General features: G+C 37.3%; 13 protein-coding genes. 7 read left to right on the forward strand and 6 right to left on the reverse strand.

Annotation, left to right across the window (positions count from 1 at the left end; translation table 11 throughout):
- Positions 1–91 precede the first annotated feature (91 nt).
- Positions 92–1,720 (reverse strand): acyl-CoA carboxylase subunit beta, encoded by a 1,629-nt coding sequence (locus EYS08_RS23090; RefSeq protein WP_131032303.1) that lies wholly within the window; start codon positions 1,718–1,720, stop codon positions 92–94.
- Between the two features lie 253 nt (positions 1,721–1,973).
- Between EYS08_RS23090 and EYS08_RS23095 the strand changes: the two genes are divergently transcribed.
- Both EYS08_RS23095 and EYS08_RS23100 read left to right on the forward strand, forming a co-directional pair.
- Entirely contained in the window at positions 1,974–2,417 is a 444-nt protein-coding gene (locus tag EYS08_RS23095) for a DUF2721 domain-containing protein (protein WP_131032304.1), read from the forward strand.
- Position 2,418: 1 nt separating this feature from the next.
- Positions 2,419–2,880 carry a DUF1801 domain-containing protein gene (locus tag EYS08_RS23100; RefSeq protein WP_131032305.1) on the forward strand — a complete coding sequence of 154 codons (462 nt, stop codon included), beginning with the start codon at positions 2,419–2,421 and terminating at the stop codon, positions 2,878–2,880.
- On the opposite strand, the gene EYS08_RS23105 is transcribed toward EYS08_RS23100, so the two are convergent.
- The 5 genes from EYS08_RS23105 to guaB form a co-directional block, all read right to left on the reverse strand.
- Positions 2,877–3,416 (reverse strand): hypothetical protein, encoded by a 540-nt coding sequence (locus tag EYS08_RS23105; protein WP_131032306.1) that lies wholly within the window; start codon positions 3,414–3,416, stop codon positions 2,877–2,879. The two genes, EYS08_RS23100 and EYS08_RS23105, sit on opposite strands and share 4 nt — an antisense overlap.
- A gap of 60 nt (positions 3,417–3,476) precedes the next feature.
- Positions 3,477–3,938, reverse strand: coding sequence for a MaoC family dehydratase (locus tag EYS08_RS23110; RefSeq protein WP_131032307.1), 462 nt, complete (start codon positions 3,936–3,938; stop codon positions 3,477–3,479).
- Positions 3,939–4,016: 78 nt separating this feature from the next.
- A complete protein-coding gene (locus tag EYS08_RS23115; protein WP_131032308.1) occupies positions 4,017–4,610 on the reverse strand; it encodes an LOG family protein in 594 nt (197 codons plus the stop codon).
- Positions 4,611–4,975: 365 nt separating this feature from the next.
- Entirely contained in the window at positions 4,976–7,555 is a 2,580-nt protein-coding gene (locus EYS08_RS23120) for a TonB-dependent receptor (protein ID WP_131032309.1), read from the reverse strand.
- Positions 7,556–7,916: 361 nt separating this feature from the next.
- A complete protein-coding gene (gene guaB, locus EYS08_RS23125; protein WP_131032310.1) occupies positions 7,917–9,386 on the reverse strand; it encodes an IMP dehydrogenase in 1,470 nt (489 codons plus the stop codon).
- A gap of 230 nt (positions 9,387–9,616) precedes the next feature.
- Between guaB and EYS08_RS23130 the strand changes: the two genes are divergently transcribed.
- From EYS08_RS23130 to EYS08_RS26185, 5 genes are all read left to right on the forward strand, one after another.
- On the forward strand, positions 9,617–10,624 hold the full coding sequence (locus EYS08_RS23130) for a sterol desaturase family protein (protein ID WP_131032311.1): 1,008 nt from the start codon (positions 9,617–9,619) through the stop codon (positions 10,622–10,624).
- 183 nt (positions 10,625–10,807) lie between these two features.
- Entirely contained in the window at positions 10,808–12,778 is a 1,971-nt protein-coding gene (locus EYS08_RS23135; RefSeq protein WP_244216028.1) for a DUF3857 domain-containing protein, read from the forward strand.
- Positions 12,778–14,673, forward strand: coding sequence for a DUF3857 domain-containing protein (locus EYS08_RS23140; RefSeq protein WP_131032313.1), 1,896 nt, complete (start codon positions 12,778–12,780; stop codon positions 14,671–14,673). Before EYS08_RS23135 ends, EYS08_RS23140 begins: the two co-directional genes overlap by 1 nt.
- An 8-nt stretch (positions 14,674–14,681) precedes the next feature.
- Positions 14,682–14,963, forward strand: coding sequence for a pyrimidine/purine nucleoside phosphorylase (gene ppnP, locus EYS08_RS23145; RefSeq protein ID WP_131032314.1), 282 nt, complete (start codon positions 14,682–14,684; stop codon positions 14,961–14,963).
- A gap of 216 nt (positions 14,964–15,179) precedes the next feature.
- A partial coding sequence (locus EYS08_RS26185; RefSeq protein WP_208745889.1) for a hypothetical protein occupies positions 15,180–15,376 on the forward strand: 197 nt, incomplete at its 3' end.

Below are 15,376 nucleotides of genomic sequence, written 5' to 3' on the forward strand. Positions count from 1 at the left end.
AGTCCATACTTAATATTAATACTTGGATATATTTAGCTTGTAAAAAATATAACACCGACTGTCAGATGGTAACATCTGACAGCACATTATACTAAGTCTGTATCACCCCAACATTAAATTTCTTGGTAATCGGCGATTGATTAGCAGCCTCAATTCCCATCGAAATAACCTTTCTGGTTTCCAGTGGATCGATAATACCATCTACCCAAAGCCGCGACGCGGCATAATAAGGTGTGGTTTGGCTATCGTATCTATCGGTGATTTCTTTTAACAACTCTGCCTCTTTTTCTGGCGTAATCACCTCACCTTTCGCTTTTAAAGAGGCTTCCTGAATCTGAAGTAAAGTTTTTGCAGCCTGCGAGCCACCCATTACCGCAATTTTAGCCGTTGGCCAGGCATAAATCAATCGAGGATCGTAAGCCTTTCCGCACATAGCATAATTGCCTGCACCGTAAGAATTACCCAACACAATCGTAAATTTTGGCACCACAGAATTAGCAACAGCATTAACCATTTTGGCACCATCTTTAATAATGCCACCATGTTCTGATCGGCTGCCTACCATAAAGCCAGTAACATCTTGCAAAAACACCAGCGGGATTTTCTTTTGGTTACAGTTCATAATAAAACGGGTAGCTTTATCGGCACTATCAGAATAAATTACACCGCCAAACTGCATCTCGCCTTTTTTCGACTTCACCACTTTACGCTGATTGGCCACAATACCCACTGCCCATCCATCAATACGGCCTAAACCACAAACAATGCTTTGCCCATAGCCTTTTTTGTACTCTTCAAATTCGGATTGATCAACCAAACGGTTAATGATATCCATTATTTCATAGGGTTTATCGCGATTTTCAGGCAGGATACCGTATAACTCTTCTTCATTTTCTTTTGGTTTTGCTGGTTTAATCCGATCAAAACCCGCATGTTGAGGTGACCCCAACATACTCATGATATTCCTGATACTATCTAAGCATGCCTGATCGTTGGGATGTTTATAATCGGTAACACCGGAGATTTCGCAATGGGTAGTTGCTCCACCTAAAGTTTCATTATCAACCTCTTCACCTATGGCCGATTTTACCAGATAAGAACCAGCTAAAAATACCGACCCGGTTTTATCAACAATCATCGCTTCATCGCTCATAATAGGCAAATACGCTCCTCCTGCAACACAAGCACCCATAATAGCCGAAATCTGGACAATCCCTTCCGACGACATGATGGCATTATTACGGAACATCCTACCAAAATGTTCTTTATCAGGAAATATCTCATCCTGCATGGGCAGATATACACCAGCGCTATCAACCAGGTAAATTACTGGCAAACGGTTTTCCATAGCAATTTCCTGTGCACGGAGGTTCTTTTTTGCGGTCATGGGGAACCAGGCACCTGCTTTTACTGTGGCATCGTTGGCTACGATCATACATTGTCTTCCGCTTACATAGCCAATACCGCACACCACTCCTGCCGAAGGACAGCCACCTTGCGCTGCATACATACCATCAGCCGTAAAAGCACCAATTTCTAAGAAATCGGTATCTTTATCAATTAAATAGGCAATCCGCTCGCGGGCCAATAGCTTTCCCTTTTCTTTTTGTTTGGCCGCATTTTTTTCACCGCCACCTAAATATATTTTTTTGAGTCTGGTTTTCAGTTCATATACCAACTGTTTATTTACATCCTCATTTTTATTGAATTCGATATTCATGGTGGCAATTTAAATTTAATTTTAGAAAAACAGTATTGACCAAAACGGTTTCTGGTACAAAGCGATTTTTAACCACAGAGAAAACAAGAGAAATCACTGAGGGCACAGAGATCTGAACGCTTTATTTAAGGTTAGATTACCTACAATTTGAATGATAACTAAAGTATTTTCTCAGTTTACCTCTGTGTAAAAACTCTGTTCCCTTTGTGGTTAATTATCCGTTTAAAATGATATTTTTGGGTAAATCCGAAAAATGGAACTAACCATCAATATTCCTGCGCTATTGTTTCCTGCCATTAGCTTAATTATGCTTGCTTATACCAACCGTTTTCTGGCTTTGGCAAGTTTAGTGAGAAGTTTAAAATCGAAATATGAGGATGGCAATAAAAATGCAGCGCTTCATAAACAGATCGAAAACCTGCGTTACCGCTTAAGGTTGATCAAAAACATGCAGGCTTTTGGTGTACTTAGCTTTGCCAGCTGCCTTTTTTGTATGTTTTTTATTTATTTGGACTGGAATACTGTTGCTGAAATTCTTTTTGCCCTGAGCTTGATATTTTTCATGATATCATTAATCATTTCCTTAATTGAAATCCAGATCAGTACAAAGGCACTGGAATTGGAATTGAGCAGTTTAGAAGAACTCGATAATCCATCAATTGTAAGTAGGTTTAAAAAGAAATTTGATAAAGATTGATATGCAACCATCTGTAAATACACCAGAAGAATATTTAAATAGCCTCCCTGAAGAAAGGAAAGCGCCGGTTTCGAAATTGAGAAATACTATTTTAGATAACCTGCCAGCTGGTTTCGAAGAACAGATTACTTATGGTATGCTGGGATATGTTATTCCACTCGGGCTTTATCCGGCAGGTTACCATTGTACACCAGAACAGGCTTTACCTTTTATCAATATTGGTTCGCAAAAGAATTTTATTGTTATGCACCACTTAGGATTGTATACTTTTACTGATCTATTGGTATGGTTTCAGGCAGAATACCCAAAACACAGCAAATACAAATTGGATATGGGAAAAGGTTGCGTCCGTTTTAAAAAGCCTGATGATATCCCATACGTATTAATTGCCGAGCTCATCAGAAAAATCACGCCCGAGCAGTGGATTGAACAATATGAAAAAGTATATAAACGTAAAGGCTAATTTTGATAAACTACGCCATCAATCTTCAGCTTTTTAAACTTTTCTGCCCAGCCTTTACCTTTTATGTATTTTACCTGCGATGGGTGTCCTTTTAAATTTGGATGATAAATTGGATCAAACGAAAAGGTCATTTCGGTATCCGATTTTTGAATAACAGTTACTTCGTTATCATTTTCATCCTTTTCTCCTGTCGTAAAAAATTTATCGCCCATTTTTGCATTAAAATCAGCTCTGGTATAAGTTTTCAAAGGACTATCGGGATAGCCCTCAATCAATTTATTCTGCTCGTCGATCCTTAAATAAACTGTACTCACTGCATCGCCTCCTACCAATGAATAAAACTTGTAAAAAAGCTTTTTATTGATGCGAACAGTATCCTTGATTTCGGTATAGGATTGAGCATTCATATACCATAAATTGCCAATCTGCATCGGCAAAAATGAATCGGCAGCCCTGTTTTGAGCCTTATTGTTCTGGCAAGAAAGGATAGCAAGACTAATTAAAATAAAACTTAAAGATTTCCAGTTTACGATCATGAGGCATTTGTTTTTCCTTATTTAACGTTAAAGATAAACAATGCGCTACATTGTAAGCTATTAATTCACAAAATGATATAAGAAAACAACCTCACCACTAAACGCAGGTTTTTTTTGTTCTTCAATTTCCATTTCGATAGCCATATTTACTTTGGTTACGCCACGGAGATTTATAATAGAAGCCAGTTTAGCTTTTAACCTTACCTTGCTGTTTACAGTAACAGCTTGTGCAAATCTTAAACTTTCGATACCATAATTGATCTCCATTTTTAATTTTTGGATATCAACAATTTCTTTCCATAGATAAGGGATTAGCGAAAGCGTTAAATAGCCATGCGCTATGGCTGCTTTAAAAGGGCCTTCATTTTGGGCTCTTTCTTCATCAACATGAATCCATTGATGGTCTAATGTGGCATCAGCAAATTTATTAATCTGTTCTTGTGTAATGGTGTGCCATGAAGAAACGCCTAATTCCTTGCCAAGGTATTGTTCAAATTCTGCGTGGGAGGTAATGATTTGCATTTTGGTTATATTTTTAGCGCCAAGCGTTATGCGGCTGGCGAATTAATAATTTGCTTCTTGTTATTTGACAATTAATTTTTAACTCAGATTTCTTTCTCTAAACCAAACCTCGTCTGGAACGGCAGAAAAATCATCCATTTTATCGATTAAAGTTTCGGCATTTGCTTCATTAAAAACTAAATCGCGATTGGCCGGTTTCAAAAATTTACTTTGCACCATCATATCCATCTGGGCAAATAAAGGATCGTAAAAACCATTTACATTTAATATGCCAATTGGTTTTGTGTGCAGGCCGAGCTGCAACCAAGTTAACACTTCAAAAAACTCTTCAAGCGTACCGAAACCACCTGGCAAAATTACAAAACCATCACTTAAATCGGCCATTCTCTGTTTTCTTTGATGCATATTTTCAGTTACGATCATTTCTGTTACTCCTTTATGACCAACTTCTTTGTCCATTAAAAACTGTGGGATTACACCTGTAACTAAACCACCTAACTCGAGTACATCATTGGCTAATACACCCATCACGCCTACACTTCCACCACCGTATACCAATCTGATCTGCTGTTTTACAAGTGTTTCTGCCAGTTGCTTTATTGCGTTACGCAGCGCTACATCGCCATTAAAGTTTGAGCCACAATACACACAAACTGATTTAAGCTTATTCATTTAGTTAAAATTTACCGAAGTTAAGACTTTATCGGCTTTCTGTAAATTTTAATTCTGCACAAAGCTGTTACAGGACTTATTTTAATTAAACCTCGCAGGTTTTAAAAACCTGCGAGGTTTGATCGTATAATTTTCTTCCCAAGAACCAGCGACTTTGTTAAATAAACCTGATAAAACAGAAAGCCCAAAGCGAAGCATGTGGCGAGGATTTAGAGGGATAGCAGGACTGACTCTAAAATGGAATTCTGTCTTTGTTTTTCTAAATAATATTGACCACTTAAGTATTTTTTAGCACAAAAAGGAGCAGCATTAACGCCACTCCTTTTAACCAAATATAAGAGATAAATTATCTTATTTAAACACCCTTAAAAAGCATAACGGATTGTTGCGCCATAAGTTCTTGGATCGCCAAGTACACCTGCGTATAAGCCTGAGTTACCAGCCGCAGCCTGCAATTGTTCATAATAGTTTTTGTTTGCGATATTTCTGCTCCAAACAAATAAAGAGAACTTATCTGATTTGAATCCTAACCTTGCATTAAATAAAGCATAACCTTTAACATTCAAAATGCTTGATGGTGTGGGATTTGAAGAATATTCTGAACGGTAACTGGCATCCCCCGCAATAAAATATCTACCAACCCTGGTTGCTAAATTACCCGGGGTACTAAATTCAGAACCTCCAGAAATATTCCATTTAGATATACCCGGCAATCTGCCTCCTGACGCATCTTTAAATGCCACTTGAGTAGCTACACCATTTATTAATTCAGTATGTCCGGTTTCTTCTAAAGGCAGTGGTGCATTGGTGAATTTCACATATTTACCATCAAGGTAAGCTACTGCCGCATTTAAGGTTAAGAACCTTTCCAGTTGATAAGTTCCATCAATTTCTAAACCTTTTACTTGAACTTTTTCTGCATTAGCCAGGTAACCCCTGTTTACCCCCAATTGTGGAGATTGCACATTGGTTTGATAATCTTTAATATCGGTATTAAAAGCTGTAATGTTTAAAATAGCGCCTTTAACTGGTTTGGTTTTTAAACCCAATTCGTAATGTTGAACATATTCTGGCTTTACAACAGCTAATGATAAGTCTGCCTGTCCGGTTGAGGTAGTTGGCAAGCCTCCTACGTTTACACCAACTGGTTTATATGCAGTAGAAAAAGTTCCGTAAACATTTAATTTAGGATTTGGGCGATAGGATACCGTAAGGTTTCCAGACAAATTATTGTTATCTACATTTGTAGTGAACTGCTGATTGCTGTACACCGCTGCTTTAAGTGCTAATAATGCTGCATCAGTCGTTTGCAAACCTCCATAAGTTACCCGGTCATAATCAACATCTTTTTTGTCATAGGTGTATCTTAATCCAGGTAAAACATGCAGATTGGTTAAAAACTCCCAATCTACCTGAGCAAAAATAGCAGCACTTAACGATTTGATGGTTGAATTGGTTTTAATACCAAAGCCATCTAATAAACCTGGTGTTGAGTATAAAGCCTGGCTACCGGTATTGCTGGTTTGTACAAACCTCCACTGATCTTTGCCTACCTCTTCAGTTTGGGCTAAACCTTTTAAGTTTTGGGCAAGGGCAAACACGCCGATTACGCCGCTTAATTTATCGGTGATATTACCGGCATATCTAATTTCCTGTGAATATTGATCATGACGGGAGTTACCTTGAGATTTGGTCAATGCAGACAGTTCAGAGAAATCCCTGTCGTTGGTAGGATCCCAGTTCCAGAATCTCCATGCAGTAGTAGAAGTTAATGTTCCGCCACCAATCTTGTAATCCACATTTAAAGATATACCACCGATTGACTGATTGTGTCTCCAGGGAGTATTGGTATTGATCTCTCGAGAGAAAGGATCAATTTTTGGTTGTTGATAGCCTAAATCTGAAACAATTTTGGCATACTGGCGGTAAGCGCTTCTTTCTGTCTGCGCAACACCAGCAATTACCAATGGGTAACCTGCAGGGTGCTGAACACTTACATCGCTACTCAACAATATCTGTAACCTATCCGAAGGGGTGAAATACAACTGGCCTTTAAAACCAAGGTTGTTTTGTCCGCTATATTTACGTTCCTCTTTGGTATTCCATATTGTACCATCGCGTTGGGTACCGGAGATTGATATTTTTGCAGCAAGATTTTTTGCCACTCCTCCCGAAACTGACGTTTTTGCCTGGATAAAGTTATAATTCCCAACGCTTAGTTCTACTTTGGCACTTGGTGTTTGGGTTGGTTTTGTAGTGGTGATGTTAAATGCACCGGCGGTAGTATTTTTACCAAATAACGTACCTTGAGGACCACGGATTACTTCTATTTGTTCGATATCCAGGAAATCGGTTGAAGTAGCAGCCGGACGCGCATGGTAAACACCATCTACGTAAAAACCTACACCCGGATCGATACCATCGTTAGTTAAACCGAATGTTGAACCCAAACCTCTAATATTAAGTGTTGTATTTCTGGCATTCGAAGCATACAATTGTACAGATGGCACTAACTCTTTTAAACGGTTAACGTTAAAAGCACCTGCATTTTCTGCTGCCTGGCCACCGATTACAGTAATTGGAATAGGCACATCCTGTAAAACCTCCGAACGTCTTCTCGACGTTACAACGATCTCATCTAATAATGCATTTTCTACCAGAACCAACTCTATTGGTGTTTCCTGGAGTTTTAAAACCTGAAAATCCTGAGGTTTATAGCCAACTGAGCTTACTTGAAGGTAAAATGGAGTCTCTTGTTTTACATTTAAGCTGAAAACACCATTATCATCGGCCACTACGGCCTGGTTTGTTCCTCTTACCTTTACGGTAGCATGTGGTATTGTACTGCCATTTGTTGTTTTAATTACGCCAGTTATTGGGCTTTGGGCAAAGGCAAAACTTGCCGAAAGTAAAAATGAAAAGAGAATTAGTAAACTTTTGTTCATGATTAGTTATAGTTTGTTTAATGTTGTTGATTAATGACTCGTTCGGAAGTATCCGATTACTGTTTTAGAATGGCTACAACAACAATACGAGCGTGTTTTTTGATGTGTTTTCATAATTATCATATAAATTCTATAGATTTAGTAGACAAATATATTAAAAAACTTTAGCTGCCAAATTTTATTTTGTGATTTTTCTATTTTTTATTAATTCTCCAGACCTTATAGCTTTTAAAAACCTATAAGGTCTAAAAACAAAACGGGGCTATCGTAAACGATGCCCCGCTATAATTAAATTCTATAAAAATGTTGAATAATGAGATTGCTTCGTTTCTCGCAATGACGATTATTGGGAAGGAAATACTTATCTTGTATAATTAGGTGCCTCTTTAGTAATCGTAATATCGTGCGGATGGCTTTCGCGCATACCTGCAGCCGTAATCTGCACAAATTGTGCTTCTTGTAAGGCCTCGATACTTGCTGCACCGCAATAGCCCATACTTGCACGTAAACCACCAATGTATTGATACATTACTTCTGCTAAGGTACCCTTAAATGGCACACGGCCAACAATACCTTCCGGAACTAGCTTTTTAATATCATCTTCCACATCCTGGAAATAACGGTCTTTAGAACCTTGCTCCATTGCTTCAATTGAGCCCATTCCACGATAAGATTTAAATTTACGTCCTTCGTAGATAATGGTTTCGCCTGGTGATTCTTCAACACCTGCAAATAACGAACCTGCCATTACGGTGCTTGCTCCAGAAGCAATTGCTTTGGCAATATCACCTGTGTGTTTAATACCACCATCGGCAATAACAGGAACACCTGTGCCTTTTAAAGCTTTGGCACATTCGTAAACTGCATATAATTGAGGAACACCAACGCCAGCAATAATTCTTGTTGTACAGATAGAACCAGGACCAATACCAACCTTAACGGCATCAGCACCAGCATCGGCTAAGAATTTTGCAGCGGCACCGGTAGCAATATTTCCAACGATAACCTGCAGATCAGGATATTTGGCTTTAACTTCTTTTAATTTATCAACAACTCCTTTTGAGTGGCCATGAGCAGTATCGATGGTAATAACATCAACACCGGCATGAACCAAGGCATCAACACGTTGTATAGTATCAGCTGTAACACCAACCGCAGCACCTACACGTAAACGGCCACGTTCGTCTTTACAGGCGGCAGGGTAATTTTTAACCTTCGAAATATCTTTAAAAGTAATTAAACCGCTTAGGTAACCATCTTTGCTCACTACAGGAAGTTTCTCGATTTTATGGTTCTGAAGAATTTCCTCTGCCTGAACCAAAGTAGTACCTTCTGGCGCAGTAATTAAATTTTCTTTAGTCATTACCTCAGAAATCGGTCTTTTCATATCCTTTTGGAAACGTAAATCCCTATTTGTAATAATACCCACCAATTTATTGTCGCTGCTTACAACAGGAATACCCCCAATTTTATGCTCTTTCATAATCTTGAAAGCATCGGCCACAACAGCTGTTTCCAATAAAGTAACCGGATCTTGGATCATACCGCTTTCAGAACGTTTAACCTTACGTACTTCTTCGGCTTGTCTTTCTATGGTCATGTTTTTATGTAACATACCTATACCACCATTTTGCGCAATGGCAATAGCTAGTTCGGCTTCTGTTACAGTATCCATCGCGGCAGAAATCAATGGAACATTAAGTTTAATTTTTTTTGTTAAAAAAGTGGCTGTATTTACTTCACGGGGCAGAATTTCGGAATATGCAGGTACTAGAAGTACGTCGTCATACGTTAAACCTGTGGCAATAAACTTTGTGGAATCGAGTTGCATAGCAAATAAATTAGGATTTATTATTTGCCAGGCAAAGATACGAAAATTGAGAGAATATAAAAGTATAATAATAAAAATGCTTAAATATTGAGCTTGTCTGACAATCGTTACCATCACAAAGCAAAAATCAAGGTTTAATGAATATATGGTAACAATGACCTATCCATTTAGAGATTTTATTTGAATAAAATTTTAGTTTTATATAATTTCAACAAACCAAATATAATAAGATGATAGATTTTCTTGAAGGCGTAAAGGAATGGCTCGTTGGATTTTTAGGCTTACCAGCGCTGTTAAAACTACTGCAGACCAATGATTATAGCCAGTTTATGAGCTGGAATGGCATTAGTGCGCTTATGGGGCCCTTGATTCCCTTTTTATTGGTTTTTGAAATCATCAGGATGGCATTTTACCGCCGTTTTAAAGTAGTTGATTACCGGATTTCTTTCTTTTCACTGGTGATTAATTCTTTTATTGGCCGCATTATTTCTATCGGCATGGTGTCTATCTGTATCGGCTTATTTGGTAAATACGCCATTTTTAAAACTGAGATTACCTGGTATTGGCTAATATATGGCTATGTGATCTGGGAATTGGGCCATTTTATTTATCATTTTTTAGCACATAAAGTAAGGCTTTTTTGGTGTTTGCATTCCACCCATCACGCACCCGAAACCATGAACTTATCGGTAAATTTTGCGCATTTTTTTCTTGAGGCACCTTATGCAGACCTCATTAGAACTACAACATGCATTCTTTTAGGTGTAAGCCCTGCCCTGCTTTTTTTAATCATGTTTATCGATGGTTTTTGGGGATCTTTTATCCACATTGGAGAAAACATTTCTAAAGATGGCCGTTTCGGTTTTTTAAATAAAATCATACTTACTCCATCTCACCATCGTGTACACCATGCCAAGAATGCATTGTATATGGATACAAATTTCTGCAACCTGCTACCCATCTGGGACCATGTCTTTAAAACCTATCAGGAAGAAGATAAAACGATAAAAATTGAATATGGTATTACCCGGGAAATGAAAAAAAACAGTTTTTTAGATGCTTATTTCGGCGAGATTGTTCTGTTGGCCAAAGATGTTTGGCGTGCACCAGGTATTAAAAACAAGTTTCTATATATCTTTATGCCTCCGGGATGGAGCCACACCAAAGACCATAAAACGGCAAAAATAGTGAGATCGGAATATTTGAAAAACTACAAAACTGAAATGGCCAATTCATAAGATGAGTTAACAGAAGTACTTTATAAAATCTTTGCTTATACCTTACCAAGCTGATTTAAAAGTCTTAGATTAAAAATATGTTGTCAATTAATTGATCATATTTAACTAAATCTTTCTAATATTGCAGTAACCAAAAAACTAATTTTATAAATGCAGAAAAATGCTCTCAAATTTCTGACTCTAATGCTATGCATTGGAGTTAGCACCGTCTATGCCCAAACCACTCAAACTATAAAAAGAGAATTTAAGTTTGGTAAAATTGCACCAACAGAATTCGAAGTGAAAGCTACAGGCCAGGACTCCTCTGCCTCGGCGATTAAACTGTTTGATGTTGGCGACTGTTATTTCGAATATAATCCTACTGGAGGATTTATTTATGTGTTTGAACGGCATATTCGTTACAAAATCTTAAACAAAAACGGTTACGATCTGGCTAATTATAGAGTAGAACTGTATAGAAACAGTAATTCTGCCAAAGAAGACCTCAGTTTTATGGATGCTGCAACATACAATATGGTTGATGGCAAAATGGTTACCAGTAAACTGAACAAGGATGCCAGATTTACTGAAGAGTTCGATAAAAACAATGTAGTTAAAAAATTTGCATTGCCTAATGTTAAAGAAGGCTCTATCATCGAATTTAAGTACAAAATCAAATCAGATTTTATTTTCACATTACGCGGCTGGAAATTTCAGTCAAACATTCCAACGCTCTGGTCTGAGTACAATGTAAAAATACCTGAATACCTAACTTATAAGAACAACCTAAGTGGGTATTATCAGGTCGATCATCCGTTACACCAAAATGTAAGTGCATCTTATGTACCCGGCCTAAGTTCTACTGCTGTTTACGATAAATATTGCGCTGCTAATGTACCTGCGTTGAAAGAGGAGCCTTATGTAACCACGATGGATGATTATATCCCCAAAATAAAATTTGAACTTAGGGCAACCCAATTTCCAGGCGAACTTTACCAAGACTTTAATGGTTCGTGGTCCAAAATCATTAATGGGCTGGCTCAAGACGAAAAATTTGGCGGTTTTATTAATAAAAACAGTTATGCCAAATCTGTACTTCCTGGCATTCTGAAAGGCGAAAAAGATACCCTTGCAGCAGTGAAACTCATTTTTAACTATGTTAAAAACAACTTAAAATGGAATAAAGAATACTCGGAGTATGCTAAAGAAACCAATCCAAAAAGTATCTTCGAAAAGAAAACTGGTTCGTCTGCTGATATCAACCTTTCTCTATTAAGCTTATTGAAAGAAGCAAAAATTGAGGCTTACCCTGTTTTGATCAGTACAAGAGAAAATGGAGAACACCCAGGCTATCCGGTAGAATCTGCGTTTAATAACATAATTGGCGTTACACAGATCGGGAATACACTTTATTTTCTTGATGCTACAGATAAAGATCTTCCTGTCGGTATGTTAGATTATGAGAACCTGAGCCACCAGGGCTTTTATATGAATTTAAAAAGCTTTAATGGAAAATGGCTTTCTACAGAACCAAGCTTATCAAGTGAAAAGATTTTTGTTTATAACATGACACTTGATAAAGAAAATAAGCTAACCGGCAAAATTAATCAATACTCAAAAGGATACAGTGCATTAAACCTGCGCAATAAATATAGAAAAACGAATAACGAAACTGAATTTGTTAAAAACTTCAAAAAAGACAAAACAGGCCTAGAGATTTCAAATTACAAAATCGACAACCTCGACAATCTTGATGAGTTGTTGACAGAAAGCATGGATGTAGTAATTGAAGATAATGTGGAAGAAGCCGGAAACCTGGTGTATTTTACGCCTCTCCTTTTTGAAAGAACCAAAGAAAATTTATTCAAATTAGAGCAACGGAAATTCCCGGTTGATTTTGCCTATCCGTTTAAAGAAAGTTATAGGATTACAATCAATTTCCCTGAGGATTATGAGGTGGATAAGCTGCCAAAAGGCGGGGTTTATAAGCTTCCTGAAGACAACGGGACGTTTACAATCAATTACGTTGCAGAAGGTAAAACCTTAATGGTAAGAAGTATCATAAGCGTAAACAAATCGCTTTATACACCAGAAGAATATTTCGATTTAAAAGAATTATTTAAAACGGTTGTAGAAAAACAGGCCGAACAAATCGTCTTTAAAAAGAAAGTATAATGAAGTATTATTTAAGTTTGGTGTTCGCACTTGCTGCCATTAATACCACATTTGCTCAGGTAGATTACGATGTGGCGAAGATCCCCGAAAACTTGAAAAAGGATGCCGTGGCCGTAGTGAGAAATGAAGAATCCTTTTTTGATATTAAAGGACTTGGCACGGCAAAAATGGATTATAAGGTAGCCATAACCATATTAAACAAGGCGGGAGAAGGTTTTGGTGAAATGGCAGAATTTTACGATAAATTTAGCAGTATCTACAACATTAGAGCTACGCTTTACGATGCAGCAGGTAAAAAAGTTAAAGATTATAAAAGTTCGGATATTAAAGACCAAAGCCTGATTTCGGATTTTTCGATCTTCGAAGAGAATAGACTTAAGCACTTAAAATTTGTAAGTATTACCTATCCATACACCATAGAGTACAGTTATAGCCAGGACTATAATGGACTGCTTTATTTCCCTTCATGGCGCGACTTAAAAGGCTTTGGAGTATCGGTAGAAAAATCGGCATATACGATTCAAAGGGCCAAAAATTACAAAATGCGGTATATTACGAGTTCGAATTTACAGACCGACTCGATAATTAATGGAGAAAAAGTACAGTACAAATGGAAAAGTGCCAATGTTGCAGCAGTTGCTGAAGAGCCTTTAAGTACAGGCATTGATAACATTTCTGCCTGGGTTAAAGCCTCCCCCAATCAATTTGAATATGATGGTTCGACAGGAAATTTCGATAATTGGAAAAATTTCGGATCGTGGCTGTATACTTTAAATCAAGGTGGAAATAAACTTCCTGAAGCGACCAAATTAATGGTACAGAATTTAATCAAGGATACTAAAACACCAAAAGAAAAAATCCGGATTTTGTATAACCATTTGCAACAAAATACCCGTTATGTAAGTGTTCAACTGGGGATTGGCGGCTTTAGACCGATTTTAGCTGAAAAAGTTGCCCAGGTAAATTATGGAGATTGTAAGGCATTATCCAATTACATGAAAGCACTGCTTAACGAGGCTGGAATTTCTTCAAACTTAATTGTTATTGGAAATGACATGCCAAGTTTAAACCCCAATTATTCCAGTATGGGGCAGGCAAATCACATGATTTTGTGTGTTCCATTAGCAAAAGATACTACCTTTTTAGAATGCACAAGCCAATATAAACCAATGGGATTTATCGGCTATAGCAATTCTGACCGAAATGTATTAATGGTTACCGAAGATGGAGGAAAAATAGTGCATACCCCTGCTTACAATGCCAAAGAAAATTATCAGATCAGAAAAACCAAAATTACCTTGGCAGAAGATGGTACAGCCAGCGCTGAAATAAAATCTACTTATGGCAACGCGCAGTTTGAAGAAAATTTTCCAATGACTTTAATGGAACCAGTAGATCTCCGGAAAACAATAATTGGAGATAGTCCTATTCCGGTAGCAGAACTGATCAGTTATAAGTATGTACAGCCAGATAAAACATTACCTGTGCTTACAGAAGAGATTAACTTTAAAACCAATCCATTGTTAACTAAAGGTGGAGATAAGTTATTTCTGGTGGTAAACCAGGTTAACCGCCGCGAAAGCGTTCCGCTTAAAGTAGAGAACAGAAAAACATACTTTGCTGTTCCGTTCAGTTATAATGACGATGATGAAATTAATTACATTTTACCAAAAGGGTATAATGTAGAATTTATTCCAAAAGATATTGCAATTAGTTCTGAGTTTGGATCATATTCCGCGAAATTTAGTGTTAAGGATAATATGATTGTTTATAGCCGCACGCAAACCATGAACAATAAAAAGTATCCACCAGAAAAATATGGTGAGTATGTAGATTTTTATAAAAAGATTTACCAGGCTGATAAACAAAAAGCCGTTTTAGCAAAAACTTTATAAATTAGCGTATGATTACTGAAAACCAATATTTTGATGGCAACGTTAAATCGTTAGGCTATGAAACCGCTGAAGGAAAATCGACTATCGGCGTTATAAATCCAGGAGAATATACTTTTGGAACAGCTCAGAAAGAAATTATGCATGTTATAGAGGGTGAACTAACAGCGCTTTTACCAGGTACTACAGACTGGCAAAGCATTAAAGCTGGCAGTAATTTTGAAGTGCCTGCAAACTCATCTTTTAAAGTAAATGCAATCGTACAAACGGCATATTTATGCCAGTACAGGTAGTTAATAAAAGAATAACAAACCGAAAATGTCGTCATTTCGAGCGGAGTGTAACGAAGCCGAGAACCCGAAGGCTCTGCGAAGCAAAATCTATCTGGATAGATCTCTCTCCCGAAAGTTCGCATTAGCGTCAAGTTAATGATATTGACAAAGGTTGAAAAGTCTGTGATTATTATTTAAAAGGGAAAAAGCAACTTGTAGTTCTAAACACATTTGACAATGTCTACAAGCCGCTTTTTCAACTCTAAAATAAAGAAAAGATTTGATATTTTTTTTAATGGATCAACCATTGATACTATAGCTCGAAGCAGTGGTTTTCTTCAGCGCAGTGCAAAGAAGATTTCTCCGATGGATTTTGTTATGGGCTTTGTGTTAAGCTGTTCTCAAATACAAAACACATTCAGTCAATGGGCTTT

Origin of the sequence: Pedobacter kyonggii (assembly GCF_004310665.1) — a bacterium.
Taxonomy (GTDB): domain Bacteria; phylum Bacteroidota; class Bacteroidia; order Sphingobacteriales; family Sphingobacteriaceae; genus Pedobacter; species Pedobacter kyonggii.

Coding starts and splice junctions, on each gene's coding strand:
- EYS08_RS23120 (WP_131032309.1), bottom strand. CDS start 7,555: ATGAACAAAAGTTTACTAATTCTCTTTTCATTTTTACTTTCGGCAAGT.
- ppnP (WP_131032314.1), top strand. CDS start 14,682: ATGATTACTGAAAACCAATATTTTGATGGCAACGTTAAATCGTTAGGC.
- EYS08_RS23135 (WP_244216028.1), top strand. CDS start 10,808: ATGCTATGCATTGGAGTTAGCACCGTCTATGCCCAAACCACTCAAACT.
- EYS08_RS23090 (WP_131032303.1), bottom strand. CDS start 1,720: ATGAATATCGAATTCAATAAAAATGAGGATGTAAATAAACAGTTGGTA.
- EYS08_RS23130 (WP_131032311.1), top strand. CDS start 9,617: ATGATAGATTTTCTTGAAGGCGTAAAGGAATGGCTCGTTGGATTTTTA.
- EYS08_RS23100 (WP_131032305.1), top strand. CDS start 2,419: ATGCAACCATCTGTAAATACACCAGAAGAATATTTAAATAGCCTCCCT.
- EYS08_RS23140 (WP_131032313.1), top strand. CDS start 12,778: ATGAAGTATTATTTAAGTTTGGTGTTCGCACTTGCTGCCATTAATACC.
- EYS08_RS23110 (WP_131032307.1), bottom strand. CDS start 3,938: ATGCAAATCATTACCTCCCACGCAGAATTTGAACAATACCTTGGCAAG.
- guaB (WP_131032310.1), bottom strand. CDS start 9,386: ATGCAACTCGATTCCACAAAGTTTATTGCCACAGGTTTAACGTATGAC.
- EYS08_RS23105 (WP_131032306.1), bottom strand. CDS start 3,416: ATGATCGTAAACTGGAAATCTTTAAGTTTTATTTTAATTAGTCTTGCT.
- EYS08_RS23115 (WP_131032308.1), bottom strand. CDS start 4,610: ATGAATAAGCTTAAATCAGTTTGTGTGTATTGTGGCTCAAACTTTAAT.
- EYS08_RS23095 (WP_131032304.1), top strand. CDS start 1,974: ATGGAACTAACCATCAATATTCCTGCGCTATTGTTTCCTGCCATTAGC.